Source organism: Anaerolineales bacterium, from assembly GCA_030583885.1.
Lineage (GTDB): Bacteria > Chloroflexota > Anaerolineae > Anaerolineales > Villigracilaceae > Villigracilis.
Genome location: CP129480.1, coordinates 3,833,490 through 3,858,859, shown reverse-complemented (window position 1 = coordinate 3,858,859; position 25,370 = coordinate 3,833,490). Strand labels below are relative to the sequence as shown.

34 protein-coding genes and 1 tRNA gene are annotated in these 25,370 nt (G+C 53.9%); 21 read left to right on the top strand and 14 right to left on the bottom strand.

The window, feature by feature from the left end:
- Positions 1–20: 20 nt before the first annotated feature.
- The 5 genes from QY332_19350 to QY332_19330 form a co-directional block, all read right to left on the bottom strand.
- Positions 21–638, bottom strand: a complete 618-nt coding sequence (locus QY332_19350; protein WKZ35772.1) for a ribonuclease HII — start codon at positions 636–638, stop codon at positions 21–23.
- The gene (locus QY332_19345) at positions 622–1,353 is read right to left on the bottom strand and encodes a glycosyltransferase family 2 protein (GenBank protein WKZ35771.1); all 732 of its coding nucleotides are present in this window, start codon (positions 1,351–1,353) and stop codon (positions 622–624) included. Before QY332_19345 ends, QY332_19350 begins: the two co-directional genes overlap by 17 nt.
- A 6-nt stretch (positions 1,354–1,359) precedes the next feature.
- Positions 1,360–2,283 carry a hypothetical protein gene (locus tag QY332_19340; protein ID WKZ35770.1) on the bottom strand — a complete coding sequence of 308 codons (924 nt, stop codon included), beginning with the start codon at positions 2,281–2,283 and terminating at the stop codon, positions 1,360–1,362.
- A 12-nt stretch (positions 2,284–2,295) separates the two neighbouring features.
- The gene (locus tag QY332_19335) at positions 2,296–2,598 is read right to left on the bottom strand and encodes a hypothetical protein (GenBank protein WKZ35769.1); all 303 of its coding nucleotides are present in this window, start codon (positions 2,596–2,598) and stop codon (positions 2,296–2,298) included.
- A 152-nt stretch (positions 2,599–2,750) separates the two neighbouring features.
- Positions 2,751–2,825, bottom strand: a tRNA-Pro gene (locus QY332_19330).
- 34 nt (positions 2,826–2,859) lie between these two features.
- Between QY332_19330 and QY332_19325 the strand changes: the two genes are divergently transcribed.
- From QY332_19325 to QY332_19310, 4 genes are read left to right on the top strand one after another with little or no spacing between them, the layout of a single operon-like run.
- Positions 2,860–3,756: an alpha/beta hydrolase-fold protein gene (locus tag QY332_19325; GenBank protein WKZ35768.1), complete on the top strand. Its 897-nt coding sequence runs from the start codon at positions 2,860–2,862 to the stop codon at positions 3,754–3,756.
- Between the two features lie 38 nt (positions 3,757–3,794).
- Positions 3,795–4,772 carry a UDP-glucose 4-epimerase GalE gene (gene galE / locus QY332_19320; protein WKZ35767.1) on the top strand — a complete coding sequence of 326 codons (978 nt, stop codon included), beginning with the start codon at positions 3,795–3,797 and terminating at the stop codon, positions 4,770–4,772.
- The gene (locus QY332_19315) at positions 4,769–5,452 is read left to right on the top strand and encodes an MBL fold metallo-hydrolase (protein ID WKZ35766.1); all 684 of its coding nucleotides are present in this window, start codon (positions 4,769–4,771) and stop codon (positions 5,450–5,452) included. The genes galE and QY332_19315 overlap by 4 nt, the downstream gene beginning before the upstream one ends.
- The gene (locus QY332_19310; protein WKZ35765.1) at positions 5,449–6,090 is read left to right on the top strand and encodes a site-2 protease family protein; all 642 of its coding nucleotides are present in this window, start codon (positions 5,449–5,451) and stop codon (positions 6,088–6,090) included. The genes QY332_19315 and QY332_19310 overlap by 4 nt, the downstream gene beginning before the upstream one ends.
- Before the next feature lie 14 nt (positions 6,091–6,104).
- On the opposite strand, the gene QY332_19305 is transcribed toward QY332_19310, so the two are convergent.
- Both QY332_19305 and QY332_19300 read right to left on the bottom strand, forming a co-directional pair.
- A complete protein-coding gene (locus QY332_19305) occupies positions 6,105–6,356 on the bottom strand; it encodes a hypothetical protein (GenBank protein WKZ35764.1) in 252 nt (83 codons plus the stop codon).
- A gap of 22 nt (positions 6,357–6,378) precedes the next feature.
- On the bottom strand, positions 6,379–7,053 hold the full coding sequence (locus QY332_19300; GenBank protein ID WKZ35763.1) for a hypothetical protein: 675 nt from the start codon (positions 7,051–7,053) through the stop codon (positions 6,379–6,381).
- Between the two features lie 112 nt (positions 7,054–7,165).
- Here QY332_19300 and QY332_19295 point away from each other — a divergent pair, with 112 nt between their 5' ends.
- The 16 genes from QY332_19295 (at position 7,166) to QY332_19220 (ending at position 20,523) form a co-directional block, all read left to right on the top strand.
- Complete coding sequence (locus QY332_19295) at positions 7,166–7,435, top strand: metal-sensitive transcriptional regulator (GenBank protein WKZ35762.1); 270 nt, start codon at positions 7,166–7,168, stop codon at positions 7,433–7,435.
- A gap of 100 nt (positions 7,436–7,535) precedes the next feature.
- A complete protein-coding gene (locus tag QY332_19290) occupies positions 7,536–7,754 on the top strand; it encodes a cation transporter (protein WKZ35761.1) in 219 nt (72 codons plus the stop codon).
- A gap of 55 nt (positions 7,755–7,809) precedes the next feature.
- A complete protein-coding gene (locus QY332_19285; GenBank protein ID WKZ35760.1) occupies positions 7,810–10,284 on the top strand; it encodes a heavy metal translocating P-type ATPase in 2,475 nt (824 codons plus the stop codon).
- A 17-nt stretch (positions 10,285–10,301) separates the two neighbouring features.
- The gene (locus QY332_19280; GenBank protein WKZ35759.1) at positions 10,302–10,541 is read left to right on the top strand and encodes a hypothetical protein; all 240 of its coding nucleotides are present in this window, start codon (positions 10,302–10,304) and stop codon (positions 10,539–10,541) included.
- Positions 10,542–10,564: 23 nt separating this feature from the next.
- Positions 10,565–11,074: a hypothetical protein gene (locus QY332_19275; protein WKZ35758.1), complete on the top strand. Its 510-nt coding sequence runs from the start codon at positions 10,565–10,567 to the stop codon at positions 11,072–11,074.
- A 100-nt stretch (positions 11,075–11,174) separates the two neighbouring features.
- Entirely contained in the window at positions 11,175–12,380 is a 1,206-nt protein-coding gene (locus QY332_19270; protein WKZ35757.1) for a sulfite exporter TauE/SafE family protein, read from the top strand.
- 2 nt (positions 12,381–12,382) lie between these two features.
- On the top strand, positions 12,383–12,595 hold the full coding sequence (locus QY332_19265; GenBank protein WKZ35756.1) for a cation transporter: 213 nt from the start codon (positions 12,383–12,385) through the stop codon (positions 12,593–12,595).
- 49 nt (positions 12,596–12,644) lie between these two features.
- Complete coding sequence (locus QY332_19260; GenBank protein ID WKZ35755.1) at positions 12,645–13,028, top strand: DUF2203 domain-containing protein; 384 nt, start codon at positions 12,645–12,647, stop codon at positions 13,026–13,028.
- A 60-nt stretch (positions 13,029–13,088) separates the two neighbouring features.
- Positions 13,089–13,922 (top strand): serine/threonine-protein kinase, encoded by an 834-nt coding sequence (locus tag QY332_19255; GenBank protein ID WKZ35754.1) that lies wholly within the window; start codon positions 13,089–13,091, stop codon positions 13,920–13,922.
- 89 nt (positions 13,923–14,011) lie between these two features.
- Entirely contained in the window at positions 14,012–14,911 is a 900-nt protein-coding gene (rarD, locus tag QY332_19250) for an EamA family transporter RarD (protein ID WKZ35753.1), read from the top strand.
- A complete protein-coding gene (locus QY332_19245) occupies positions 14,911–15,921 on the top strand; it encodes an NAD-dependent epimerase/dehydratase family protein (GenBank protein WKZ35752.1) in 1,011 nt (336 codons plus the stop codon). The genes rarD and QY332_19245 overlap by 1 nt, the downstream gene beginning before the upstream one ends.
- Before the next feature lie 39 nt (positions 15,922–15,960).
- Positions 15,961–17,160, top strand: coding sequence for a 6-phosphofructokinase (locus tag QY332_19240; GenBank protein WKZ35751.1), 1,200 nt, complete (start codon positions 15,961–15,963; stop codon positions 17,158–17,160).
- A gap of 138 nt (positions 17,161–17,298) precedes the next feature.
- On the top strand, positions 17,299–18,330 hold the full coding sequence (locus tag QY332_19235; protein ID WKZ35750.1) for a prenyltransferase: 1,032 nt from the start codon (positions 17,299–17,301) through the stop codon (positions 18,328–18,330).
- Positions 18,331–18,413: 83 nt separating this feature from the next.
- Entirely contained in the window at positions 18,414–18,734 is a 321-nt protein-coding gene (locus QY332_19230; protein ID WKZ35749.1) for a nucleotidyltransferase domain-containing protein, read from the top strand.
- Positions 18,735–18,872: 138 nt separating this feature from the next.
- Positions 18,873–19,112, top strand: a complete 240-nt coding sequence (locus QY332_19225) for a hypothetical protein (protein WKZ35748.1) — start codon at positions 18,873–18,875, stop codon at positions 19,110–19,112.
- A gap of 160 nt (positions 19,113–19,272) precedes the next feature.
- Positions 19,273–20,523 carry an NAD(P)/FAD-dependent oxidoreductase gene (locus QY332_19220; GenBank protein ID WKZ35747.1) on the top strand — a complete coding sequence of 417 codons (1,251 nt, stop codon included), beginning with the start codon at positions 19,273–19,275 and terminating at the stop codon, positions 20,521–20,523.
- A 61-nt stretch (positions 20,524–20,584) separates the two neighbouring features.
- On the opposite strand, the gene QY332_19215 is transcribed toward QY332_19220, so the two are convergent.
- On the bottom strand, positions 20,585–21,058 hold the full coding sequence (locus tag QY332_19215) for a DUF3592 domain-containing protein (protein ID WKZ35746.1): 474 nt from the start codon (positions 21,056–21,058) through the stop codon (positions 20,585–20,587).
- Between the two features lie 87 nt (positions 21,059–21,145).
- On the opposite strand from QY332_19215, the gene QY332_19210 reads away from it, so the two are divergent.
- Positions 21,146–21,427: a hypothetical protein gene (locus QY332_19210; protein ID WKZ35745.1), complete on the top strand. Its 282-nt coding sequence runs from the start codon at positions 21,146–21,148 to the stop codon at positions 21,425–21,427.
- A gap of 55 nt (positions 21,428–21,482) precedes the next feature.
- On the opposite strand, the gene QY332_19205 is transcribed toward QY332_19210, so the two are convergent.
- The 6 genes from QY332_19205 to QY332_19180 form a co-directional block, all read right to left on the bottom strand.
- Positions 21,483–22,568 carry a hypothetical protein gene (locus QY332_19205; GenBank protein WKZ35744.1) on the bottom strand — a complete coding sequence of 362 codons (1,086 nt, stop codon included), beginning with the start codon at positions 22,566–22,568 and terminating at the stop codon, positions 21,483–21,485.
- A gap of 76 nt (positions 22,569–22,644) precedes the next feature.
- Positions 22,645–23,034: a nitroreductase family deazaflavin-dependent oxidoreductase gene (locus QY332_19200; protein ID WKZ35743.1), complete on the bottom strand. Its 390-nt coding sequence runs from the start codon at positions 23,032–23,034 to the stop codon at positions 22,645–22,647.
- 8 nt (positions 23,035–23,042) lie between these two features.
- Positions 23,043–23,621: a hypothetical protein gene (locus tag QY332_19195; GenBank protein ID WKZ35742.1), complete on the bottom strand. Its 579-nt coding sequence runs from the start codon at positions 23,619–23,621 to the stop codon at positions 23,043–23,045.
- 148 nt (positions 23,622–23,769) lie between these two features.
- Positions 23,770–24,693: a calcium/sodium antiporter gene (locus QY332_19190; GenBank protein WKZ35741.1), complete on the bottom strand. Its 924-nt coding sequence runs from the start codon at positions 24,691–24,693 to the stop codon at positions 23,770–23,772.
- Positions 24,690–25,091 (bottom strand): monovalent cation/H(+) antiporter subunit G, encoded by a 402-nt coding sequence (mnhG, locus tag QY332_19185; GenBank protein WKZ35740.1) that lies wholly within the window; start codon positions 25,089–25,091, stop codon positions 24,690–24,692. Before mnhG ends, QY332_19190 begins: the two co-directional genes overlap by 4 nt.
- Positions 25,092–25,095: 4 nt before the next feature.
- Positions 25,096–25,368 carry a monovalent cation/H+ antiporter complex subunit F gene (locus tag QY332_19180; protein WKZ35739.1) on the bottom strand — a complete coding sequence of 91 codons (273 nt, stop codon included), beginning with the start codon at positions 25,366–25,368 and terminating at the stop codon, positions 25,096–25,098.
- Positions 25,369–25,370 lie beyond the last annotated feature (2 nt).

The following is a 25,370-nucleotide window of genomic DNA, read 5'->3' as shown; positions in this document are numbered from 1 at the left end:
AGAGCAGGATCAATCCTGCTCTACTTTTTTAATTTAAAGGTTTTACGGTGGAGGGGGGAGTAACCGAGCCGCTCGATTCTCCCGATGTGTAACCGGGTACCGTATCCTTTGTGACGGGAGAATCCGTATTCGGGGTATTGTGTATCCAGTTCACACATCAATTTATCACGCGCGGTCTTTGCAAGGATGGATGCGCTGGCAATGCTCAGCGAGCACTGGTCTCCTTTGACGAGCGCGGTTTGCGCAAGACCGAGTTCGGGCAGTTCGAGACGAAAATCTGTCAGCAAAAAGTGTGGAACGGGGGAGAGCAATTCCAGTGTGCGGCTCGCGGCGAGACGTGTCGCTGGGACGATGCCGAGCAGGTCAATTTCCTCGGCGGATGCGAATCCGACACCCCACGCGAGGGCGGTCTCTTTGATGCGCGGGATAAGCTGGAGGCGTTTGCGGGGAGTCAACTGTTTGGAATCACGTACGCCGCTCAAGGTTTTGGAAAGAAGCGCCTTCCTTGGGGGCAGGATGACCGCACCTACGCATACCGGCCCAGCCAGCGCGCCGCGTCCTGCTTCATCCAATCCTGCTATATATTTATATGCCGGCCAGAGCGCCTGTTCGTGGAAGAGGTCAGGGGTTGAGATCATACCTGCCGCGGATCGCGTTGAGATGGATGCGGAAGATGTCGCTGATCATGCGCAGGGCGTCGCGCACGGCGTTGACTTTGCTGTCTGAATAGAAATACCATTGGATTGGGATTTCTTTGATGCGTTTTTTTTTTCGGCGGGCGAGATAAAGGAGTTCGATGTCGAAAGACCAGCCTGTCAGTGTTTGTTGACGGAAAACATCATCGGCTGTTTCGGCATGGAAACATTTGAATCCACATTGGGTATCGTTCATGCCCGGCAGGATGGATGCTTGAATGATCAGGTTGATGGCGCGCCCGCCTATGTGGCGGTAGGATGGTTCGTTATAGCGGATCGCGCCGGGAGCTTCGCGCGAGGCGATGGCAATATCAAAATCTTTGAGTGCGGGGGGGATGAATTTTTGAAGTTCCTCGATGGGCATGGAAAGATCGGCGTCGCAGATAAAACGATATTCACCGTGTGCCGCCAGCATGCCGCGCCGCACCGCGTTGCCTTTTCCGCGCCGTTCTTCGCAGATGACGATCAGGTGGGGATGGCTTTGGGCGTATTCCTGCACAATTTCCAGCGTGTGGTCTGAACTGCCGTTCTCGACGACAATGACTTCATAGGAATAGGTTTGGTTTTCAAGGAATGCAAAAACCTGCTCCAATGTACGAGGCAGGCGGCTCTCTTCATTATGAGCCGGTATAACAATGGACAGGAATGGTATTGTCAATTTAAGTTAGAGGTTCAGATAAAGGATGCCAAGCCCCATAAAGATGCAGCATTGAATGACAAGCATGACTGCCAGCAGGGTGATTTGGGTATTGGTCATGCCGAGGAATTTCTTTTTTGCGGGGGCGGCAGTGGCTCGGCGGTGCAATGGACGGGCCGGGTTCGGCTCGCGTAAATTTTGCGGAACATCCTGTGCATTGTCCCCTTGCTCAAAGGCAGGGCCGAGATCGTTGGGATCGAGGGCTTTGGACGGATCGGAAGCGTTGAAAATGGCCTGCGCGCGTGAGACGGGATTTTCCCCGCTTTGCGGTGGGGCGATGTTGGTCTCCTCGTGCGGACGCGGGTCAATGATGCGATCGGCAAGGTCGATGATCATATCCGTGCGCATGACCGCACGAGCCTGCAGAAGCGAACCTGCAAATTGTTTGATTGCGTCACTTCGTACCACGCGCGCGATCGGCCGCAGGGATTCGATCTGCGCACCTGGGTCGCTTGCGATCAGCACAGGCTCCACGGGAATGGGGGTGTTGATCTTTTTTATATCCAGGTACTTTTGGAAGGCGCGCGTCAGTTTCGCAACCAGGTCCACGAGGTTTCTTTTGGCCGGCACGGAAATTCCATTGCTGGTGATCGTGTTCCATTGATCGCCCTTTGCCTCGAAATGACCTTTTGCCTGTGTTACAAAGATCACCGAAATACTGCCGGAACCGATCAAAATGAGCGGGATCACGATCTCGCTGTTTGGCAGGGTAAAGTTGCGGATCAGCACAAAACTTTTTTCAAGCGAGCGATGTAACTGCGCGATCACCATTTTTTGGGCTTCCAGCTCGGGGTACCAGTTAAAGCCATAGGTCAGGGTCCCCTGAATACGGGCGATAATACTGATCTGGCCGTTTTCATCCTGCAATGGGGTCTTGTCAATTATTTTCATGATCGTTTCACCTTAAAAAACCGGCACATTCTCCAGTTCATCACAGGTGGCGTTTTCACGCGTGGCGAGCAGGCCGCCTTTGTTTTCCTGAACCAGCATGACTGGTTTCCCGAGCGTGAATGTGCTGGCAAGTAATTTTTCACGCGCACCGGTCACGAACTGGCCGCCTTTTTGTACACACTCCAGCAGCGTTTTGCGGTCCAATAGGACAAGGTCTGAAAATGTGGCGCCGCGCCGTTCATACGCGCGCACCATGGTGATCTGCCCGTTTTTATATCGTACCGCTTCGATGACACCGTCAATCCTTTTTGCCATATCTATCCTCGTGATAATTTTAACACACACGGCTTAAATTGCAGAGACACCAGCCAGAGAGAAAAACTCCGTGAATGGTGTCCCTGTGTATTGTTGATGTGAGATGGTTTGCATTGCCCCCAAGAGGGGAAACCTGCCTCTCGGTAATCCTGTCGGGGCGATAGGATTCGAACCTACGACCTCTTGCTCCCAAAGCAAGCGCGCTAGCCGGACTGCGCCACGCCCCGATACCATCCAAGCCTGCCGAGTATAATGCGAAGGATGAACACCCGTCAAGCAATTCTCGTTATTGCCTTTTCCACGCTTCTTCCTGTACTTTCAGCCTGCTTCTCCTCAAATGAAATGATCCCAACCCAGACAGTCACCTCACCCCCACCGACTATGACAGTCACATATACTCCAAGCCCTGTTCCGCCGACATCTACACCCACCCCGTTGACCTGTCTCACCCAGCCCGGCACAATTGAACAGGATGCGATCGCCTACACAAATCCGCCGCAGGAATTTCTTGTCTATCTGCCCCCTTGCTATTCCGAGTTGACAGATCAACGCTTTCCCGTCCTTTATCTGCTGCATGGGCAAACCTATACCCAGGACCAGTGGGTGCGGCTGGGCGTACCGCGGGTTGCAGACCAGCTTGTCCACTCCGGCGAGACCGTCCCTTTCATCATTGTCTTCCCCGATGATCAGTATTGGTATGCCCAGCCGGGTGCAGGTTTTGGAGACCGCGTTATCCTTGACATCATCCCGCACATGGATGGGAACTACCGCACACTCGCAGACCGTGAACACCGCTCACTCGGGGGCCTCTCGCGCGGCGGCGGCTGGGTCATCCGGCTTGGCTTTCAATACCCCGATCTATTTGGTTCGCTGGGCTTACATTCCCCCGCCATTTTCAAGGAGAATGCCCCGGCTGTGGAGAAAAAGATAAGAACCATTCCAGAAGAGGACCGTCCGCGTTTGTGGCTGGATGTCGGCGATGCGGACAGTGAACTGACGAGCATCCTTTTGTTTGAAGAGATGCTGGCGCGCAATAATTACATCCATGAATATCATTTTTATGCAGGGGACCATTCCGAAATCTATTGGGGCGCGCATGTGGATGAATATCTGCGCTGGTATGCGCAGGCCTGGCGGGATGAACCGGCAGGGCAATAAGATATAATCGTGCGGATACATATGTTTTAGGAGAATGAATGAATATTTTTGTCACAGGCGGCGCGGGTTATATTGGCTCTGCCACCGCCGCCGCGTTGATCAATGCAGGACATGCCGTTACAGTATATGATTCGCTGGTTACCGGGCATCGTGCCGCAGTGCCGGCGGAGGCGGGCTTCATTCATGCCTCCCTGGATGACAGCCATGCACTTGCCGAAGCGCTGACCTTAAAAAAGCATGATGCCGTTATGCATTTTGCGGCATTCATCGAGGCCGGTGAGAGCATGAAGGATCCCGGCAAATACTTTCGCAATAACTTTGCCAATTCCCTGCAATTGATGGAAATTGCCGCGCAGGCGGGTGTAAAAAGGTTCGTCTTCTCATCCACTGCGGCGGTATATCGATCCAGTGACGAGCCGCTCACCGAGCAGTCTCCGCTCGGACCGTCCAATGTCTATGGTCACACCAAGCTGATGACTGAACAGGCGCTGGAATGGTATCGCAGGATTCACGGTTTGCATGTCGCCGCATTGAGATATTTCAATGCCTGCGGTGCATTACCCGGACGCGGCGAGGCGCATCAACCCGAATCACATCTGATCCCGCGTGTTTTGCAGATCGCATTGGGACAGTCTGACTCCGCGACCATTTACGGCACGGACTATCCCACGCCGGATGGGACCTGCATCCGCGATTACATTCATATTGCTGATCTGGTCTCTGCACATATTCTGGCATTGGATGCGCTTGAGAAACGCGATATGTTGGTCTACAATGTGGGCAGCGGAAACGGCTTCTCCGTCCGCGAGGTGATTGAGACGGCACGCAAAGTGACAGGCCATGCAATTCCGGCGGTTGAATCCCCGCGGCGCCCCGGAGACTCCGCCCGTCTGGTCGCCTCTCCCCAAAGAATCATTAACGAATTGGGCTGGAAGCCCATCCATACCAACATGCAGGAAATCCTCTCCAGCGCATGGGAGTGGCACAGGTCTCATCCATATGGATATAAACAATGAAATTCACCTTTCACCGAATCCCCGTTGGCATTGATAATTGTTTCATCCTGTGCGGCGAGCGCACCATTTTCATTGACGGCGGCGCATGGGGCGGATTGTCCTCTTTCAAAAGTGGTTTGGAGAGATTAAATGTCGATCCAACTGAAATTGAACTTATCCTGCTCACGCACGGGCACTGGGATCACATCACCTGCCTGGGCGATATCCAGAAAATGACCGGGGCGAAAGTCGCTGTTCATGGCCGGGACCAGTTCATGGTCGAGACAGGCGAACCGCCTTTCCCGGATGGGGTCAATGCCTGGGGCAGGTTCATGTCCTGGTCTGCGAAAAAAACATTGCGCCGAAAGCTTCCAAAAGTAAAAGTGGATGTCGTGATTGGTGATAACGGAATGTCCTTGAAGGAATATGGAATTCCCGGCAAGGTCATTTACACGCCCGGGCATTCAATGGGGCATGTCAGCATCATCCTTGACTCGGGCGATGCCTTTGTTGGCGATATGGCCATGAACGACTGGTATTTGCGGCGTACGCCGGGGTTGCCCGTACTTGCAGATGATATTAACATGGTTGTCGAAAGCTGGAGGAAAATCCTGCCAATGGGCATCAAGCGTGTATATCCTGCGCACGGCATGGACTTCCCTGTTGCGATCATGAAAAGCGAAATCGAGAAGTTCAAATGACGTTTTTGATTGTCATCATCGGCTGGGTGTTCTCGCTTTGCCTGCATGAATTTTCACATGCCATCGTTGCCTATCATGGCGGCGACTACACGGTTAAAGACAAGGGTTATCTCACCTTCAACCCGCTTAAATATACCCACCCCGTATTCTCATTGCTTTTGCCCATGCTGTTTTTGTTGATGGGCGGAATCGGGTTACCCGGCGGCGCAGTTTATATTGAACGATGGAGATTGCGAAGCAGGCAGTGGGAGACGGCCGTCTCCCTCGCCGGACCTTTCTCGAATGCGCTTCTTGCCTTGATCATCGGTTCGATCCTGCAACTGACACCGGTTGCCACTACGAGCTTTGGTCCCGCCGTTGCCTTCCTTGGTTTTTTGCAGATCTCGGCAGTTGTGTTGAACTTGATCCCGCTCCCGCCGTTCGACGGCTTCGGCGCGCTTGAACCATATCTGCCGATGGACATTCGGGTGAAACTTGCCGAGACACGCGGCATGTTGTCGTGGGTGGTGATCATCCTGCTATGGCAGGTTCCGTTCATCGGCAATGCATTTTGGGGATTTGTCGGTCTGCTGGCACAGCTTGCCGGAGTTCCGCTACAGCTTGCGGGAATAGGGTTTTCCCAGTTCAAGTTCTGGTAAACCGGGCATTTTTCTTATAAACCAAGTTTTACTTCAAGAGCGTCGACTGCATTCTTGGCTTCAGCCAGCCCCGTGTTGAATAACTCGCGATAGATTTTGACGGCCTCGATCTTATTGCCTTTTTTGAGCAATTCTTCGACCTTGAGGGTTGCCATTCTGGGGTTTTCGATGTAATCAACCCCGAGTTTTTTATACAGGAATTCGATGCGGTCTTCCAATTCCGCTATGTGGACGCGGAGCCGGGTGATCTCTTCCTCTGCCGACATATTATTCCTCCTTCTTTAAGAATTATTTTCCGCAGGTAAAGCGGGCTAACGCCTCGTCAAAAAGCGGACGGGCGTTTTCGGTGCCCGGCGTGTAGACCTTCCACGCAAAGACGCGATCACCGCAGACCCAGGCGCCTGCCCCGCCATGAGGCAGGACAGGTGTGGCAGCGGACGTAAGTTTAATGTACATAACATTCATGTTGCGGACGAGCATGACGTCCATCGTGCCGTCGCGGGTGTCAATCTGCGGGTCAATGATGGTATCGAGCAGGAATTTCGGGTCGGAAGCGCCGGGCGCGGTCTGCCACATGACTTGAATGAAGAGGTTGGCATTGAAGGCGGCGAGCAGGCCCTGACTGTAGGTGCTCGGCGCGGCGGGGTTTTGCTGGGCGCTCACGTCGAAGAATGCCATCTCAACGGGATGCCCGATGCAGAATTGATACTCGCAGAACAGGCCTGCGAGACTGAATGGCGTGGGGGAGGGATACGGTGTTGACAGGGGAGGCGCGGTGGGGCTGGGGATTGCCGCCAACGTTGCAGCGACCGCCTGTTTGACTTGTGTATTTTCGTCGGGGGTGGTGGTTCGGGCGCAACCTGCCAGGAGAGACAAGAGCAGGCTCAGCATCAGACAAAGAGGCGTGCGTTTTTTCATCCCAAGATTATAAACGGAAACGATGTCATCCAAATCCGATGACATTTGTCCGCTTGACGGTCGAAGGATGGATGGTTTATATTTGGAGCATCATCCCCACCCCCCCGGGGGGGGTAAGGATTTCGAGGAGCGCCGTATCTGGAAGGAAGAGGTCAACATGGAAAATGAAAATGCCATCCGCAGATTGAAGACGGTGGAAGGTCATCTGCGCGGCGTCATCCGCATGGTGGAGGAGGACGCGTACTGCATTGATGTCATCCGCCAGATACAGGCGATCGAAGCGGCGCTCAACAAGGTCAGTTCGCGCATTTTGGAAGATCATTTGAATTCGTGTGTCATCACGGCCATTCAGGGCAATGACAAAAAGGAACGCGAGCGTGTGCTGAAGGAAATTACGGAAGTGTTCGAGATGTCTACGAAAGTTTGATAGTTTGATAGTTTCGTAGTTTGGTAGTTCGATGGTCGAGTCGCCGAAGGCATATCGAGACCATTTCTAAACTCACATACAACCCAAGGAGAATTAAATTATGACCACAGTGACTTATACCGTTCCCGCGATTTCCTGCGGCCATTGCACCCACACCATCGAGACCGAAGTGGGTGAGTTGCAGGGCGTCCAGTCCGTGAAGGCGGATGAGGCGACCAAGAAAGTGGAGATCACCTTCGATGCTCCCGCAAGCGAAGAGACGATCAAAGCCCTGCTGGCTGAAATCAATTACCCCGCCGAAGGTTTGATTACTTTGTAGATAATGAGGCCTGACAGGTTTCAGTAACCTGTCAGGCCTTTTGCAAGGACATGAAATGACCGACACAAAACAACTCACTCTCCCCATCACAGGCATGACCTGCGCCAACTGCGTCGCCACGGTGGAACGTAATTTGAAGAAACTGGACGGCGTGCAAAGCGCGGTAGTGAATCTTTCCTCCGAACGCGCCACCGTGGATTTCGACTCCGCGAAACTCGGTCTGACCGAAGTGATTGCCCGTGTCAATCGTGCAGGCTACGGCGTCGCCACGGGTGAAGCGGATCTTGTCATCAAGCGTTTATCCGATGACAACGATGCCCGCCGCCTGGAAAAATCGCTCACAAAACTCGAAGGTGTGTTGGAAGCGCAAGTCAATTTCACCACGGAAAAGGCGCGCGTCAAATATATTCCAACCATTGTTACACAGGCAGAATTACGCCGTGCCGTATCCACTGCGGGATTTGAAGCAATGGAACTCGGCGGCGAAGCGGAAGATGCCGAAGCCAAGGCGCGCGAACATGAGATCAACGAACAATGGCGTTTACTCATCATTGGGTTGATCTTTACTGTTCCGCTGTTTGTGCTCTCCATGAGCAAGGACTTTAGTCTGTTGCCCGATTTTGTTTACTCCAACACCACCATGGCAGGCATGCGTGACACCCAGCCGTGGTTCGGCTGGCTGATGCTGGCACTGGCGTTGCCTGTGCAATTCTATGTGGGCTGGCAATATTACATCGGAGCGTTCAAGGCCATCCGCAACAAATCCGCAAACATGGACGTGCTGATCGCAATGGGTACATCCGCCGCATTTTTCTACTCCCTGCCGATCACGTTCGGCTGGCTGATGGGACACGTCTATTATGAGACGGCGGCGGTGATCATCACGCTCATCAAACTTGGAAAATACCTGGAGGCGCGCGCCAAGGGACGCACTTCAGAAGCGATCAAAAAACTGATGGGACTCCGCGCCAAGACCGCCCGCATCATCCGCGACGGGGAAGAGGCGGAGGTCCCAGTGGACGATGTGCGCGTCGGGGATATTGTCCTCGTCAAGCCGGGCGAAAAGATTCCCGTGGATGGCGTGGTCGTCGAAGGACGCAGCGCCATTGACGAATCCATGCTGACGGGTGAATCCCTGCCTGTCGAGAAGAAACCCGGTGACCCTGTCATCGGTGCGACGTTGAACAAGCTCGGTATGTTGAAGTTCGAAGCCACCAGGGTCGGACGTGAAACTGCACTGGCTCAGATCATCAAATTGGTTGAAGATGCGCAGGGCAGCAAGGCTCCCATCCAAAAGATGGCGGATCAGGTCTCTTCGGTCTTCGTGCCCATCGTGATTGTCATTGCCGCGCTGACCTTTGCTGGCTGGTATTTCTTCGGTCCGCCGCTGGCCATCAACGCGGATGTGGACAATTTCACCCGCGCACTAATCAACATGGTCGCTGTACTGGTGATCGCCTGCCCGTGCGCGATGGGGCTTGCCACACCAACTGCCATCATGGTTGGAACGGGCAAAGGCGCAGAGGCGGGTATCCTCTTCCGCAGCAGTGAAGCTTTGGAACGCGCAGGCAAGGTCAATGTGGTAGTTCTGGATAAGACTGGGACGATCACGAAAGGTCAGCCTGCAGTGACGGACATTGTGACCGTGGATGGTGGACGATTGACCGCAGACGAACTTCTCCGCCTTGCCGCATCTGTTGAAAAGGGAAGTGAGCATCCGCTTGGGGAAGCGATCTGGGCGGAAGCGACGACTCGCGGGCTGACATTGGTGGAACCTGCCGGGTTCAAGGCAGAGGCTGGGCATGGCGTGCAGGCTGAGGTTGAGGGAAGAAGCGTCATGGTCGGTAACAAGCGCATGTTCGAGTCGCGTGGCATCCAGTTGGGGAGTCTCGAATCCGAAGTGTTCCGTCTCCAATCCGAAGCGAAGACGGCAATGTTGGTTGCGATCGATGATGTTGCTGCGGGAATTATCGCGGTGGCAGACACCATCAAGGATAGCTCGAAGGACGCGATTGCTGACTTGCATAAGATGGGCTTGCAGGTTGCGATGATCACGGGTGACAACCAGAAAACTGCCGAAGCGATTGCGAAGCAGGTGGGGATCGATGTAGTTTTGGCGGAGGTTTTGCCTGAAGGTAAATCTGCTGAAGTGAAGAAACTTCAATCGTCCACGGTCAATGGTCCATCGTCCATTGTCGCGATGGTCGGTGACGGCGTGAACGATGCGCCCGCGCTCGCGCAAGCGGATGTGGGGTTGGCAATTGGGACTGGAACGGATGTGGCAATGGCTGCCGCGCCTGTGACGTTGATGAGCGGTGACCTGCGCGGCGTTGCTCGTGCGATCAACCTCTCCCGCAAGACGCTGACTACGATCAAGCAGAATCTGTTCTGGGCGTTCATCTATAACGTGATTTTGATCCCTGCTGCAATGCTGGGATATTTGAACCCGATGCTCGCCGCTGGTGCGATGGCGTTCAGCAGCGTCTTTGTGGTGACGAACAGCCTGCGCCTGCGCGGTGTGAAGATTTAGACGATAGACGATGGACGATGGACGATCGTCAACAGCATATGAATACTTTACCTCTTAACTCCGAACAGCAAGAAATAAAATCCGCTTGTGGAGGGGTTTTGCAAAACCCAACACAATATCCGAGTGCCATGTTTAATGGTGAGAGAGTCTACTTTTGTAATACCGCTTGTCTGAATGCCTTCTTGGGCGCGCCGGAAGCCTTCATGGCAGGCGAGATCGAGCATCCTCTTGAGGATGATGAACCCATTAACTCATAATTACAGAATTGGAAACCCATAATATGAAAAAAACATCCCTCCTTCTCGTTACAGCATTGGCATTGCTGATCGCTGCATGCGCCCCGCAAGCTGCCGAAATGCCGAAAGCCGAATTGCCCGCTGGTAAAGCCTGGGCAGACGGCAAGGAAATCTACTTCATCCACACCGAAGCCTCGGACGCGGCTGTTGCAGAAAAATTGACGGACATGATGGCATCACCTGTCATGCTCGTGCCCTCGCTTGCAAATGTCCCTGATGAATCGTTGGCGAACGTGTATGTCTTTACCAACGGCATCGAAGGCATGGGACCCTTTGGTTTTCAGTCCGATGTCTTCGACAACCCGCCTGGCACGGATGGTTATACTCCCCTGCGCCGCCTCAACGTGGTGACATGGACAGACCAAGCCAACGCTCGCGAACTCACCCACGTGGATGATGTCCTCGCTGCCGAAGCCGCTGGCGAAATGACCATCGAACAGCCCGGTGTTGTCATCAACATGCCGTTCGTGGTGTGGAATGGCGGTCAACGCTAAGTTTTGAGTAACAGGGTGCGAGGATATCCCTTGCACCCTGTCCAACTTTCTCACTGCTCGTTAATCATCATTATTTATCATCTGAACTTATTGAGGTCGAATGAACAAGAATACAAAACCTTCCGTTGATCCAGTCATTGTCGTGATGCTCGGTGTGGTGTTCCTTGCCATTGCCGTTGCCATGACCGCCTTTCAATCTGATTCAAATTCCATCAACATCGCTGCTGATTCAGGGCTGGTGAGCCAGTTGGTCGTTGCTTTTGTCACAGGCATCACCACTGGCGGCTTGAGTTGCCTTGCCGTGCAGGGTGGCCTGCTTGCCAGCTCACTCGCGCATCAGATCGAGCAGGATTATGCGTCACAGGTGGGGCAGAAAAAAGGAAGTAAAAAGATCGAAGTCCAGCGCACCAACAGTGCCTTTCCCATTTTCCTTTTTCTCGTTTCAAAATTAGTTACCTACACACTGCTTGGCGCATTGCTCGGCTGGCTGGGTTCGTATCTCACGCTCAGCCCCATCTCGCGCGCGGTGTTGATGATCGCCATCGGCATCTTCATGATCGGCAACGCGCTGCGCATGTTCAATGTGCATCCGATCTTTCGTTATTTTTCCATTGAGCCGCCCAAGTTCATCACGCGCTATATCCGCCGCACAGCAAAAGGGACTGACACCGCCACACCCGTATTTCTCGGTTTCCTGACAGTCTTTATTCCTTGCGGCGTGACGCAAGCCATGATGGCAACCGCACTCGGCACAGGCAGCATCGCCATGGGCGCGGCGCTCATGTTCGCGTTCACGCTCGGCACCAGCCCCGTCTTTTTCATCGTCGCCTATCTGACCACCGAGCTCGGCGCGCGCCTCGAAAAATTCTTCATGCGATTTGTGGCCGTTGCAATTCTGATCCTTGGATTTGTGACCCTCGACAGCGGACTCAACCTGATGGGCTCGCCCTTCTCGCTTCAGAACCTAACGCGAGCCTGGTCCTCCTCCCCGGCAGAATCTGCCCCCGTAGCTGATTCAGGTCAACCCGTGGAAGGAGGCGAGATCTACCTCAACGTCGAAAACAGCGGATATTCTCCCGCCGTCATGACTGCGCCCGCGAATACAGAACTCACGCTCAACCTCGTCACCAACGAGACCTATTCCTGTGCGCGCGATTTTGTCATTCCGAAATTGAATTTTTACATGCTGCTCCCCGCGACGGGTGTGATGCAAACGACCATCCCGCCGCAAAAGGCAGGGACCACGCTGTTCTACACGTGTTCGATGGGCATGTACACGGGGCAGATCGTATTCGAGGAACAATAGCCATGCTCAAGAAAACGTTCAAAATTCCCGATATGACCTGCACCAACTGCGCGATGAAGATCGAGTCGTTGGAAGATGACCTCGACGGCGTGAAAGAGATCAACGCCAGCTATCACAAACTGGAGATGGTCATCGAATACGACAATTCGCGGTTAACTGAAGATCAGATCGTCGCAGCGGTGAAGAAAAAGGGATATACCGCAATATCAGCATGATACAAAGGCGGTGGAAAAACCGCCTTTTTTGTTGGTGTATACTTCCGCCATGCCAAAGTACTATACGCCCCGCGAAGCCAACCAAGCATTGACCGTCGTCCGTCCGCTGGTGGAGGAAATGATGGCGATCGGTGAGAGGATCCGTGCGCACCAGCCGCAGATCTGGTCTGTGGTGCAAAAATCCGCGGGCAATGGCGGGAATCCCGAACTCAGCAAAATGCTCCCCGAATTCGACAGGCTTGATTCTTTGTTGCATCACATGCAGGAGATGGGAATTGAGATCAAGGATCTAACGATTGGCTTGATAGACTTCGTCGCTTTGCGGGATGGCAGGGAAGTGTATCTGTGTTGGAAGTACGGCGAGGAACAGATCCAGTTCTGGCACGAGATCGAAGCGGGCTTTCAAGGCCGTCGGTTGATCGACTGGGAATAATCGTTGTCATATCACCCGAATTGCTCTATACTAGCGCCCATCCCGCATAGTGGTTAAGAGATGATGAGCATATCACAAATTGGACGTTACGAAGTTGAAACTGAATTGACACAGGGCGGCATGGGCGTCATTTTTCTGGCGCGTGATCCATACATCCAGCGTCAGGTGGTGGTTAAAGTATTGATGTACAGCCGTACGCTGGACGAGATCTATCGGGAGTTTTTTCAGCGCGAAGCCGAGGTGATCGCTGCGCTGGAACATCCGTGTATTGTTCCCATCTATGATTTCGGCTGGCATGGCGAACAGCCCTATATCGTCATGCGGTATATGTCCGCGGGGAGTCTGGATGACAGGCTTGCCAAAGGCGAGTTGAAACTCACCGAAATGGCGCACATCCTCAAGCGCATATCCGAGGCGCTGGATGCGGCTCATGCGCAGAATATCATCCACCGCGATGTCAAGCCGTCCAACATTTTGTTCGATTCAACCGACGAAGCCTTCCTTTCCGATTTTGGGATCGCAAAGTCCAAAACGATCACCGATGATGACGGTGAGTGGCTTGTGGGGACGCCCGCATATATGAGTCCCGAGCAGGTGAAGGGCGACCAGGTGGACGGCCGTTCGGATGTATATGCCTTGGGTGTCGTGTTGTACCGCCTGCTGACGGGACAACTCCCTTTTTCAAGTGACTCGACCACCGCCTTGATCAATGCGCATGTGGAGATGCCGATTCCGGACATTCGCAAGGTGAAAGCCAGCATTCCCGCCGTGTGGCAGGAGGTGGTGGCGAAAGCCATGGCAAAGGACCCGCACGAACGGTACGCCACGGCGGGGGATTTTGCCCGCGATGTGAATGAAGTGGTTTCAGGCAAGTGGTATTTACGAAAGTTGTAAGAGCCTGCACAATACACTCAGTAATGACCTTGCCGCTGGACTGGCAGGGTCATTTTTCGACACGCGTACGATAGGTATAAAGGAGCAAAATGAGCAAAGGCATTTGGAGCGGCATTGCCGCGTATTCCATGTGGGGATTCTTCCCCATCTACTGGAAATTGCTGCAACAGGTCCCTGCACTGCAATTGCTGGGGCATCGCATCGGCTGGTCGTTCATCCTGCTGGCCGCCTACATCATGCTTGCAGGTCAGTGGAATGCATTTCGTTCGTCGGCATTCAAGCCAAAGACACTTGGGGTGTACGCGATCGCGGGCATTTTGCTGTCGGTCAACTGGCTGATCTATGTCTGGGGTGTCAACGCGGGCTTTATCATCGAAACAAGCCTGGGATATTTCATCAATCCGTTGTTCAGCGTGCTGTTGGGCGTGGTCTTTTTGCGCGAACGCCTGCGTCCCACACAATGGATTCCCATTGCGCTTGCCGGAGTCGGCGTGATCTATCTCACGGTCACCTATGGGCGCCTGCCCTGGATCGCCCTCTCGCTGGCATTCTCCTTCGGTATTTATGGATTTGTGAAGAAGCTCTCGTCTCTCGGCTCCGTCCATGGCCTGGCTCTCGAAACGGGTATTGTCTTTCCCGTTGCCCTGATCTATCTCGCCTATATCCAATCCAGCGGAGTGGGCTCATTCCTGCACGAGGGGCTGCGGGTGGACCTGCTCCTGATCGGCGCAGGCATCGTAACCACCATCCCGCTGCTTATGTTCGCCTCGGCCGCAAAACAGATTCCTTTAAACATGGTCGGCATCCTGCAATATCTTGCCCCCACCATTCAATTCCTCATCGGCGTTTTCATCTACAAGGAAGTCTTCGATCACACGCGCCTGATCGGTTTCAGCATCATCTGGCTGGCACTCATCATCTTCTGGGTCGAAAATATCAGGGCGCATCGTGCATCCGTGCAGCCCCTCCCCGAACCAGGAGAAGGATAATGAAACTACTTTTCATCGGCGGTACCGGATTGATCAGCTCTGCGTGTTCCGACCTTGCCGTGGAACACCATCACGAGCTTTTCCTTTTGAATCGCTCCGCCTCGGCGAAGTATCCTGCACCGAAGGGTGCGACTGTCCTCCAGGCAGATATCCACGCTGCTTCGACGCATCTCTCCGCGCTCCTGGCGGGTCATCGCTTTGACGCAGTGGTGGACTTCATTGCCTTTTCCCCCCAGGCCATCGAACGGGACCTGTCCCTGTTCCGCGATAAGACCGGCCAGTTCGTGTTCATCTCCTCTGCCAGTGCCTATCAAAAGCCGGTGAAAAATTACCTGATCACCGAAGAGACGCCGCTGGAAAATCCGTTTTGGGAGTATTCGCGGGACAAGATCGCCTGCGAAGACTTGCTGATGAGGGAGTATCGTGAAAACGGATTCCCCGTTACCATCATCCGCCCTTCGCATACCTACGGACCTTCGCAAATCCCGTTCATCTATGGCAGCTGGCTTCATCCATGGACGTTGATCCAGCGCATGAAGCGGGGACAGCCCGTCATTGTCCCCGGGGATGGTACCTCCCTTTGGGTGCTGACCTGGAACGCGGATTTTGCCAAAGGTCTGCTCGGGTTGCTGGGCAATCAAAACGCGACAGGCGAGGCATTCCACATCACGTCCGATGAAGTTCTCAGCTGGGGTCAGATCTATCTCGAAGCGTATCAAGCTCTCGGTCTGGAGCCGAACGTGATCCACATCCCGAGCGATTTTATTGCACGCTTCGATGAACATGCCGTTGGGAGTTTAATTGGCGATAAATCCAACAGCGTGGTGTTCGATAACGGCAAGATCAAACGGTTTGTGCCCGATTATCATTGCGAAGTGAAATGGAACGAAGGCGTGCGCCGCTCGCTGGCCTGGTTTGAAGCACATCCGGAATTCCAGACCATTGACCATGACGCCGTCCAAAAATGGGAGGATATCATCCAGGCCTATCGCAGGGCATTTTCCGCCTGATGGTTGGCGGGTATAATCATCGAAATCAAAGAGGTGACCATGGCAGGCAAAAAGAAAGGCGTTATTGGAATCTTGACCGGGGGCGGCGATGTGCCGGGGTTGAATCCCGCCATCCGCGCAGTGACGATCCGGGCTTTGCGCGAGGGCTACCAGGTGATCGGGCTTCGCCGCGGCTGGGGCGGGCTGGTGGATGTCATCCGCGATAAAAACGCAGACAACAGCAATAATTATCAAATATTGACCGAAGAGATCGTGAACCGCGCCGGGCGTACAGGCGGCACGTTCCTGCACACGTCACGCACCAATCCCAGTTCAATTAAAAAATCCAGCATGCCTGAACATCTTCGCGAAAAATATGTGGATGAGAAGAACGACCTGACTCCCGAGGTGATTAAGAACCTGGATTTTTTGGGCATTGATTATTTGATCCCCATCGGCGGCGACGATACACTGAGTTATGGTGTGCGCATGTTTCGGGAGGGTGTAAAAGTCATCGCCATTCCCAAGACCATGGACAATGACGTGCCCGGCACGGATTATTGCATCGGCTTCAGCACCTGTGTCACCCGCACGATCTCGCTAACCAACAGCCTGCGCACCATCGCGGGGTCGCATGAGCGTTTCATGGTTCTTGAAGTGTTCGGGCGCTATGCGGGTTTCACCGCCATGCTGCCGACCATGGCTGGAGCGGCAAACCGCTGCGTCATACCGGAATATAAATTCAATATCGAGCATCTGACCGAGTTGATGTCGAAGGACCGCGAGGCCAACCCCAGCCGCTATTCGGTATTGTTGATCTCGGAAGGCGCCATGTACCAGGGCGGCGAGATGATATTTGAAGACCGTACCACCGACGCGTATGGACATGCAAAACTGGGCGGTATCGGCGATCTGGTCTCCTCGCAGATCAAGGAAATTTCGCCGAAGTTCAACAAAGGCAAAACGGTGGATGTGATCAATCAAAAACTTGGCTACATGGTGCGCGGCGGCGACCCCGACGCGATCGATTCCATTGTCCCGATGGCGTTTGGAAACCTTGCGCTGGATTTGTTTCTGAAGGGCATTCACGGGCGTCTGGTCGTGCTGAAAAATGGACGCTACGATAATGTGCCGCTCGATGTGGTGACCGCCACAAAGAAGGTCGTGGATGTGCAGCATTTCTACGACACCGACCGCTACCGACCCATCTACGAAAACTTCGAGATGAAGCCGCTCTTCATCATGACCAGCGAGCTGTAGCACTGTCCAGAGAACAGATCCGAAGTGGAATGGATCCGCACCTCCATTCCACTTTTTACTTCCACGAACGCACCCAACTCCGCCCGAAGTGGATAAATTGGATATAATTTATAAAAATCCTCAAGGAGTGTACCAGAAATGAATTTTGCAATGTGGAAAAAGGCGTTGAACGTCATTCCCGAAGTCTCGAAGGATGAATGGGATCGCCTCGATGTGATCTCCAAATGGCTGATCTCCACCCGCGCAGCCGTCCTCATCATGACCTTCATCTCCGCAGCGCTGGCGGGACTGTTCGCGTGGCGCGATGGCGCATTCAGTTTCGTGCCGTGGTTCGCGCTGGTCTTCGGTCTCATCATGGCACATGCCGCCAATAACATCTTCAACGACTACACGGACTTCGTGCGCGGCGTGGACAAGGACAACTACTACCGCACGATGTACGGCGCCCAGCCCGTCGCTTCCGGCCTGATGACCCAGCGCCAGCACCTGACCTATTTTGCGGTGACCGGTTTTCTTGCCGTGATTGCAGGCTTGTATCTCATCTGGCATACCGGGTTTAGTAGTACCACCTGGACCCTGCTCGCGCTCGGCTCATTCTTTGTTCTTTTCTATACCTGGCCCCTCAAGGGACTGGGTCTCGGTGAAGTTGCCGTGTTATTGGTGTGGGGCCCGCTCATGATCGGCGGCGGATATTATGTGCTGGCAGAGCACTGGAACTGGTCGGTTGTGATCGCCAGCCTCCCGTATGTGCTTGGCGTGACCACGGTCATCTTCGGCAAGCATATCGACAAGATCCAGGTGGATAAAGACAAGAAGATCCACACCCTGCCTGTCATGATCGGTGAAAAAGCCGCGCGTTATGCCGTCATCGCCATGATGGTGCTACCGTATCTCTTCACTGTATATTTGATCGCGACAAAATTCTTCACCCCCCTCATGCTGATCGTACTCTTCGCCATCCCTGCCCTGCGGCAGAGCATCCCGCCGCTGACCCAGCCCAAGCCTGATACCCGTCCCGAAGGCTTCCCCGACGGACAGGGCGGCTGGCCGCTCTTCTTCGCACCCATTGCTTTTCGCAATAACCGTTCCTTTGGCTCGCTCTTTATGCTTGGCATCCTGCTTGACGTTGCCCTGCGCTTGATTCCCTTCACCCAATATTTCTGGCGGTAATATCCACCCAATATGTAGAACCAAGCCTCCCGTAGTCAGAAGCGGGGGGCTTTTCCATTCGTTAATCGGTTTATAATTGCCATATGGCGATAGACACCAAATCCCTGCTGGCAGAACTGAAGTCGGGATTATCCCGCTTGTACGGCGACCGTTTGAAGGCGGTCCTCCTGTTCGGCTCGTATGCGCGCGGGGATTACAACCAGAACTCCGACTTGGACGTGATGATCGTATTGGACGATTACCGGCGTGCCTGGGATGAACTTGTCTGTTCGGCGGAACTGGCGAGCGACCTTTCGTTGAAATACAACGTAACCATCAGCCGCACGTTCATGAAGGAAAAGCAGTGGAAGACGGGAGGCCTGCCCGTATTGCATAACATCCGCGCGGAGGGGATTCCCGCATGAAGGAGACCACCCGTCAGTTATTCGCCCGCGCAGTGGACGCGATCGAAGCGGCGGAAATTCTGGCAACCAACGGAAAAATTGATTTTGCCGCTGGACGCGCCTATTACGCCATGTTTTATACTGCCGAAGCCCTGCTGAATGAGAAAGGCTCCCAGTTCGGCAAACAATGGAAATGTCATTGCCGCCTACGGACAGCAATTTGCAAAAACGAGCGAATTGGATCCAAAGTTTCACTGCTGGCTGCTCACGTCGTTCGACCAAAGGCAGATCGGGGATTACGCCTTTGACCCTGATATCGAGATCGGCATTGTGACGACAATGATCCATCAGGCGCAGGAATTCCTGGAAGCCGCGCAGCGGTATCTTGGCGCGGAATAGCCTCCTGCAATCTAAAACGGGAGGCTTTTTTGTTCGGAGGGGCGACCCGTATCTACGGGGTAGTACCAACATCCTATCGTGAAAATATTTACAAATACGACCAATTTGGCTATAATTGTAGTGATAAAATTCACAATTTAATTAATGCAAAGTGGTCACCATGAACACAAAAAACCATCCCCACATCGTCATCATCGGCGCAGGGTTTGCGGGCATCGAAACCGCCCGCGGATTGGCGAACGCCCCCGTGCGCATCACGCTGATCGATAAAAACAATCACCACCTCTTCCAGCCCCTGCTGTATCAGGTTGCGATCGCGGGCTTGCTGCCTTCGCAGATCGCCCAGCCTGTCCGCACCATTTTCCGGGGGCAGAAAAATTTCACCTTCCAAATGGGCGAAGTGACCGGGATTGATTTCACAAAAAAATTCGTCAAACTCTATGGCTCTGCCATCGCCTATGATTACCTCGTCATTTCGGCGGGCGCGCGCACCAATTTCTTCGGCTTCGACGCGCTCGAAAAACACGGCTTGCAGCTCAAAGATCTCGATACCGCTGTAAAGACTCGCAACCACCTGCTGACCATGTTCGAGCATGCGAGTCATGAAGGCGACCCCGAAAAACGCAAAGCCGTGCTCACCTTCGTCATCGTCGGCGGCGGACCGACGGGCGTGGAAACGGCGGGCGCGCTCAGCGAACTCATCATGCATGTCATGCGCAAGGATTATCCCAGCCTGGATCTCAAAGAGGCGCGTGTTATTTTGCTCGAAGCGGGCTCACACCTCATTGGCGCGTATCCCGATGAACTGCGCAATGCCACGCTCAAACTTTTACAGCGCAAACAAGTGGATGTACGCCTGAATACCAAAATGCAGGATTTCAACGGTCAACGCGTGGTGCTGGGCGACGGCTCGCGCATCGAAACACAGACGTTGATCTGGACGGCCGGCGCGAAAGCCGCGGAGATCGTTGACTCAATGGATGTGGAAAAAGCCGCCATGGGACGCGTGCGCGTCACCCCGACCTTGAACCTGCCTCGGTTTCCCGACGCCTTTGTCCTCGGAGACGCCGCTTTCCTGCTCGATGAACATGGTCAACCCCTGCCGATGCTGTCCACCGTCGCCATCCAACAGGGACATGCCACTGCGAAGAACCTGCGCCGCATGGCCTCAGGGAGCGAACCGCTCCCGTTCCATTACAAGGATCCCGGCCTGCTCGCGACGATTGGGCGCAATGCAGCCGTCGCCCGCATCTTCGGCATCTCCTTCAGCGGATTCATCGCCTGGGTCATCTGGGTCTTCCTGCACATCTACCGCATCATCGGTTTCCGCAACCGCATCATTGTGATGTTCAACTGGGCATGGGATTATCTCTTCTACGATAACCAGGTCAGGTTGATCACGAAAGAGTGAATCAAAAATCCCGCAGGATCAAAAACCTGCGGGATTTTTTACAAGGGAGTAATGCGGACGTCTATTGTGGCATGGCGCGCACGAACATTGGGATCACAATGGAGAGCATGAGCATCATAATGGAAGCTGGGCAAAGGATGATGGGCATGAGCCAGAGTTCCCAGAAGGAATTTTCGCGCGCCTTGGCGGGGTTGTTGGGGTTATACAGCAGAGTGGAGACTTCACCGACCTCGTGGGTGGGTGGGCTGGATGAATTGACGCTCTCGTATTCATAGTCGACACCATCCACCGTGTAGCGGAAAACGGGGGAGTAGGTGATGCCTGAATCAGCGGAGCTCGAGGATTCCAGCCGCACCACTGCCGCTTCCACTTTCACGCCGTTGCTGACGAATTGATAACTTGAGTAACCGTACCAAATGCTGACTGCCAATAGAATCACAGCACCGATGGGCAGCAGGGCGAAGGCACATCCTAATTTTTTGCGGGGAGGTTTTGTGATGTTGCCGTCTGGGAAAGCCTGGTCTACTGTTTGCATGGTTCACCTCTAAAGTTTGGATTGGATGGATCGTTGTTTGTGAATTTCAAACGAATTCATTGAGTATAATCTGTAAATGAGGTTTGGATGATCATTCTGTATCGCGAATTAAAAAGTGACGAAGCGGATGCCATCGAAGCGGAGTTCCGCGAGATGGTGCTGGGCTATGACCGCGTCGTCGTAGAGCCTGCACAGGTGCGCAAGATGTTCGGTGATGGACATGCCCTGCCCGTGATTAAGAACAACGAGCGAGTGGTCAGCGGCACGGATATCCAGCCGTATTTAAAAGAGTTGGAAAAAATCATGCACGACTGGCAGTTGTTTCAGGGCGACTATTGTTATGTGGGTGAGGATGGGGAGAGTTGTTGAGTTAAAAAAACAGACCTCCGAGGTTTTTGAGACCTCGGAGGTCTGTTTTTGGCGATTAATACCGCAATACAAGCGCGATGCGCCCGTGATCGCTCAATTGTCCGTTTTGCAGGAAAACGACCTTCCCTTTTTTATTCAACACTTCTTCGATGATCTCGTCCACGGCGTCGTCAATGACATCGGGCGCGGTTGTATCTTCGGTTGGGATGATATTCTTCCCGCTTTCATCGAGGCGGGCGGGGTAGTGGAAATCGTCTTCGACGAGCAGGAGGTCGCCGCGTCCTTCATGGGCGAGCACCCAAACGTCCCCGATGGTCGAGGCGAGTTTCTTCTCACTGGTTGCCTTGTCCAGTTGGGCGAGCGCATCCTTGCGTTTGTCGTCCAAATACGTTTCCAGCAGAGGCGCAACCAGTTTGCCGAGTTCGTGCGGCGATGTCTTGTCATGACTGCCCGTCACCGAGCCGATGACGGAATTCCCGTGAGCGGTCAGTTCGTTGAAGAAGGCAAGGTGGCGGTCCACGCCGACGAGGATGACGGGCAGGTTGTCCTCTGCGAGGACATTCTTCAGCGCGGCATCCACCTTGCGAAGGAATTTTTCAAAATATTCATCGCGGTACGCGGATTTCTGCACACCGAATCCGCCGGGCAGGGGGGCTTCTCCGCCGGGACCTTCATGCACCATCGGAAAGCCTTTTTCCTGAATTTCCTCCAGTGTGTCATTCGTCCCTTCGAACAGACGGGTGGGCTTCTCACTCAGCGCCAGCACCCAATATCTCACGGAATGGTTGAGCGCATAGACCAGATCGCGCGTGGCAAAGGTCTTATCGACTACAACCCTTTCCTTGACCGTGAACGGCAGGATGGATGCACGCGCAAAATCCTGATTGACGAACAGCGCCAGCCCGTCCAGCGTACGGGCGAAGTCGATTCCGCTGGTCAGGTCTTCGAGACGCTTCAACAGCGCCTCGGCCTCCCGTTTGCTGAACTCGCTTAGCAGGCGGTTGGTGGCTTCGCCGATGAGGTTTTTCAACCGCAGGGGATCCTGGCGGTTATCGGGTGAAGTCCTGTGCGTGGGCAGGATGATCGTCAGGCACGGATAGCCTTTGACCTGTTGCAATAAACGGACATCAAGTAGATTCATATGTCTCTCCCTTCAATTTCATAATACCATGGGTTTGAAACAAGGGAGAAAAAAATGTTAAGGTCTAATGGAAGGCTTAATCTTTGACGATGGAAATCAAATCGATCCCCACTGCCAATGCATCCCGCGCCCATTCGCTAAGTTCGTGTCCCTCCTGCCAGCCCTGATATTTGGCCGCCAACATCGGGCGGGCTGTTGACTCTTCCCTGATGTTCCGAACAATACGTGCCGTGCCTGTGAAGTTGTATTGTGCGATCCGCACGGTCACATTTGGGTCCGCGCGCAGATTCTTCACCCAGTCTGATTTTCCCGCGCCGCCGGAGAGCAGGTAGAGCGAATTCCCCTCAACCCCAAACCAGATCTCGATCTCATGCGACCTGCCCGTTTTACGCCCCCTGGTGGTGAGATAGCAGTATTCCTCCTTTGATAGTTTGGAAAGAAGTATTTCAAGGTTTTCATTTTTCATCGATACCTCTAATAATCATACTGGCTGATGTCCAGCACTTCATTGGAGAGGTAATACGTCTGCGCAGGATAGAGCAGGTGTTTGCGCTTCCACGTGGCGTAGACAGTCGTGCATTCGGCGCGTGGCAGGCGTTTGATCAGCGACGAATCGTAGAGCAGAATGGAGCGATTTGTGATCTTTTCGATCACCGTCCAATGATCATGATAGCCCTGCAGGCCGAGGATGATGGAACGCCCGGGTGTGCCGTCCAGGAAATACTGCATGGATTTCCAGAATGTCGTCAGGTCCGGGTTGGGCACGCCACGAAAGGGGATCCGCACGTTCGAGATGCGCCTCTTCCCCACCACTTTTCTTAATATCACCAGCATCTCCCTGTGAATGATCCCGCCGATCAGGAATTTGCTCAACAACTTGCGACGCGAGAGATAATGGATCAGGTCGTCGAACAACTGCTGGGTTTCTTCATCCGACGAACGATTGATGATCCTTTCGGCATTGATGATGCTGTACAGACCGCAAAGCGAATCCAAGCCGCCTTGCTGGAATGGGGGAAGTCCTGAAAATGCCTTTGAGTAGTAATTTGCCATATTAAGTATTCGATGTGATAAAGCGCAAGAGGTGACAGATCAAATGGAAAATGACCGTCACCTCATGGCATGCTGCCGGGGATTTGGAGCTCTCTATTTATTGGCGGTGACGGCAGTCTCCGACGACCTATTTGTATTGAATTTAATCCTACCGCTGGAAATCCACGACCCAGCGGATGATGTTGATCAGGACCAGCAGTCCGCCCTCCCAGCGGGAGATCTTCCAGCCAGTGCGCATCATGATCACCACCAGAATAACCATGCCCGAGAGCATGTACAGGCTTGAGTAGGCGCTCGGGTCAATGCTCATGGGCCTTAAGATCGCAGCCAGCCCCAGCACACCCAGCAGGTTGAAGATGTCACTGCCGATCAGGTTGCCCGCGGAGATGCCATAATGTCCGCGCAGGACGGCGATGAGGGATGTCACCAGTTCAGGTGCGGATGTGCCGGCGGCGACGATGGTCACGCCGATCACCCATTCCGATACGCCGAAAGCACGTGCCAGACTGGAGGCTGATTCGACCAAATAGTGTCCGCTTGTCACGATCAGCGTCAGCCCCGCCAGCAGGCGGGGGATGTCCATCCATTGGAAGTCACCCTCGGGCAGTTCCTCTCCTGCCGGTTCGCGGCTGTAGATCAAATACCCGATATATATAAAGAGGAGCAGAAACAGGACAACTCCCTCCCAGCGTTCCAATGTCAGGTCCCTTAGGAAGAATAACAGCAGGAAGGTAATGCCGATCATCACGATGCCGTCACGATAGACAAGCGAGCGGGTGGTGGTGATGGCGCGCACCAGCGCCACGCCGCCAAGGATAAAACCGAGGTTGAAGATGTTGGATCCAACCACATTCCCGATGGAAATATCACCCTGTCCCTTCAAGGCGGCCCCCACAGTGACGGCGAACTCCGGGGCGGAGGTCCCCATGGCGACCACCGTCAAGCCGATGATTAATTCGGAAACCCCCAGACGCTTGGCGATGCGGGAGGCGGCTTCCACCACCCAGACCGCGCCCCACCATAGCCCCAAAATTGTAGCGATGATGATGATCGAGTCGATGACGTAACTCATTTGGTTCGTTTATCTCCATGTTTTTTTGTTTTAGATTTTTGGAGCTCCGCCTGTGCGGCCAGTTCGTGAGTTTTAGGGTCGTATTGTTCCTTCAAATCGTCGCTCAATGTCCCCTCCCAGAGAGGCGCTTTTGCAATGTACGCTGCACGCCCGATCATATGTGCGGCAACCGGCGCTGTGGCAAAGAGGAAGAGCATGATCGCCAGTGCGCGTGCGCTGATGCTGATGCCAAAATCCGAAAAATGGGTGGCGGCGCCGAGCAGTAAAAAACCCACTCCAAAGGTTGCGGATTTCGTATTCGCGTGCAGGCGCATGTACAGGTCCGGCATACGGTACACCCCCAAAGCCGCCACAAACATGAAAAAGGCGCCGATTAACGTCAGGATTTGCGAAAGCATGTTTCTACCTTCCCTTTTCAAGATAGCGCGCAAATGCCACCGTGCCGAGGAAGGCGATCAACGCCAGCACCATGGCCACATCCAGGAAGAGGGTTTTCCCGGTTTCAATGGCGTATAAAGTCATGAAACCAATGGACAGGGTTGCCATCAGGTCGAGCGCCACAACGCGGTCCAGCGCCATGATGCGGTGGTTTCGGTTGGGGTCTCGGATCATCCTGAGGAAGGCGAGCAGGAAGGCGAGGATCAACAAACCGTATGACACCATGTTCAGGTTCATAG

Coding starts and splice junctions, on each gene's coding strand:
- QY332_19295 (WKZ35762.1), top strand. CDS start 7,166: ATGGAAAATGAAAATGCCATCCGCAGATTGAAGACGGTGGAAGGTCAT.
- QY332_19200 (WKZ35743.1), bottom strand. CDS start 23,034: ATGAAAAATGAAAACCTTGAAATACTTCTTTCCAAACTATCAAAGGAG.
- QY332_19190 (WKZ35741.1), bottom strand. CDS start 24,693: ATGAGTTACGTCATCGACTCGATCATCATCATCGCTACAATTTTGGGG.
- QY332_19300 (WKZ35763.1), bottom strand. CDS start 7,053: ATGTCATCGGATTTGGATGACATCGTTTCCGTTTATAATCTTGGGATG.
- QY332_19350 (WKZ35772.1), bottom strand. CDS start 638: ATGATCTCAACCCCTGACCTCTTCCACGAACAGGCGCTCTGGCCGGCA.
- mnhG (WKZ35740.1), bottom strand. CDS start 25,091: ATGCTTTCGCAAATCCTGACGTTAATCGGCGCCTTTTTCATGTTTGTG.
- QY332_19290 (WKZ35761.1), top strand. CDS start 7,536: ATGACCACAGTGACTTATACCGTTCCCGCGATTTCCTGCGGCCATTGC.
- QY332_19240 (WKZ35751.1), top strand. CDS start 15,961: ATGGCAGGCAAAAAGAAAGGCGTTATTGGAATCTTGACCGGGGGCGGC.
- QY332_19340 (WKZ35770.1), bottom strand. CDS start 2,283: ATGAAAATAATTGACAAGACCCCATTGCAGGATGAAAACGGCCAGATC.
- QY332_19335 (WKZ35769.1), bottom strand. CDS start 2,598: ATGGCAAAAAGGATTGACGGTGTCATCGAAGCGGTACGATATAAAAAC.
- QY332_19325 (WKZ35768.1), top strand. CDS start 2,860: ATGAACACCCGTCAAGCAATTCTCGTTATTGCCTTTTCCACGCTTCTT.
- QY332_19230 (WKZ35749.1), top strand. CDS start 18,414: ATGGCGATAGACACCAAATCCCTGCTGGCAGAACTGAAGTCGGGATTA.
- QY332_19260 (WKZ35755.1), top strand. CDS start 12,645: ATGCCAAAGTACTATACGCCCCGCGAAGCCAACCAAGCATTGACCGTC.
- QY332_19205 (WKZ35744.1), bottom strand. CDS start 22,568: ATGAATCTACTTGATGTCCGTTTATTGCAACAGGTCAAAGGCTATCCG.
- QY332_19305 (WKZ35764.1), bottom strand. CDS start 6,356: ATGTCGGCAGAGGAAGAGATCACCCGGCTCCGCGTCCACATAGCGGAA.
- QY332_19245 (WKZ35752.1), top strand. CDS start 14,911: ATGAAACTACTTTTCATCGGCGGTACCGGATTGATCAGCTCTGCGTGT.
- QY332_19225 (WKZ35748.1), top strand. CDS start 18,873: ATGAGAAAGGCTCCCAGTTCGGCAAACAATGGAAATGTCATTGCCGCC.
- QY332_19275 (WKZ35758.1), top strand. CDS start 10,565: ATGAAAAAAACATCCCTCCTTCTCGTTACAGCATTGGCATTGCTGATC.
- rarD (WKZ35753.1), top strand. CDS start 14,012: ATGAGCAAAGGCATTTGGAGCGGCATTGCCGCGTATTCCATGTGGGGA.
- QY332_19180 (WKZ35739.1), bottom strand. CDS start 25,368: ATGAACCTGAACATGGTGTCATACGGTTTGTTGATCCTCGCCTTCCTG.
- QY332_19255 (WKZ35754.1), top strand. CDS start 13,089: ATGATGAGCATATCACAAATTGGACGTTACGAAGTTGAAACTGAATTG.
- QY332_19280 (WKZ35759.1), top strand. CDS start 10,302: ATGGACGATCGTCAACAGCATATGAATACTTTACCTCTTAACTCCGAA.
- QY332_19285 (WKZ35760.1), top strand. CDS start 7,810: ATGACCGACACAAAACAACTCACTCTCCCCATCACAGGCATGACCTGC.
- QY332_19270 (WKZ35757.1), top strand. CDS start 11,175: ATGAACAAGAATACAAAACCTTCCGTTGATCCAGTCATTGTCGTGATG.
- QY332_19265 (WKZ35756.1), top strand. CDS start 12,383: ATGCTCAAGAAAACGTTCAAAATTCCCGATATGACCTGCACCAACTGC.
- QY332_19235 (WKZ35750.1), top strand. CDS start 17,299: ATGAATTTTGCAATGTGGAAAAAGGCGTTGAACGTCATTCCCGAAGTC.
- QY332_19310 (WKZ35765.1), top strand. CDS start 5,449: ATGACGTTTTTGATTGTCATCATCGGCTGGGTGTTCTCGCTTTGCCTG.
- QY332_19315 (WKZ35766.1), top strand. CDS start 4,769: ATGAAATTCACCTTTCACCGAATCCCCGTTGGCATTGATAATTGTTTC.
- galE (WKZ35767.1), top strand. CDS start 3,795: ATGAATATTTTTGTCACAGGCGGCGCGGGTTATATTGGCTCTGCCACC.
- QY332_19220 (WKZ35747.1), top strand. CDS start 19,273: ATGAACACAAAAAACCATCCCCACATCGTCATCATCGGCGCAGGGTTT.
- QY332_19215 (WKZ35746.1), bottom strand. CDS start 21,058: ATGCAAACAGTAGACCAGGCTTTCCCAGACGGCAACATCACAAAACCT.
- QY332_19210 (WKZ35745.1), top strand. CDS start 21,146: ATGATCATTCTGTATCGCGAATTAAAAAGTGACGAAGCGGATGCCATC.
- QY332_19195 (WKZ35742.1), bottom strand. CDS start 23,621: ATGGCAAATTACTACTCAAAGGCATTTTCAGGACTTCCCCCATTCCAG.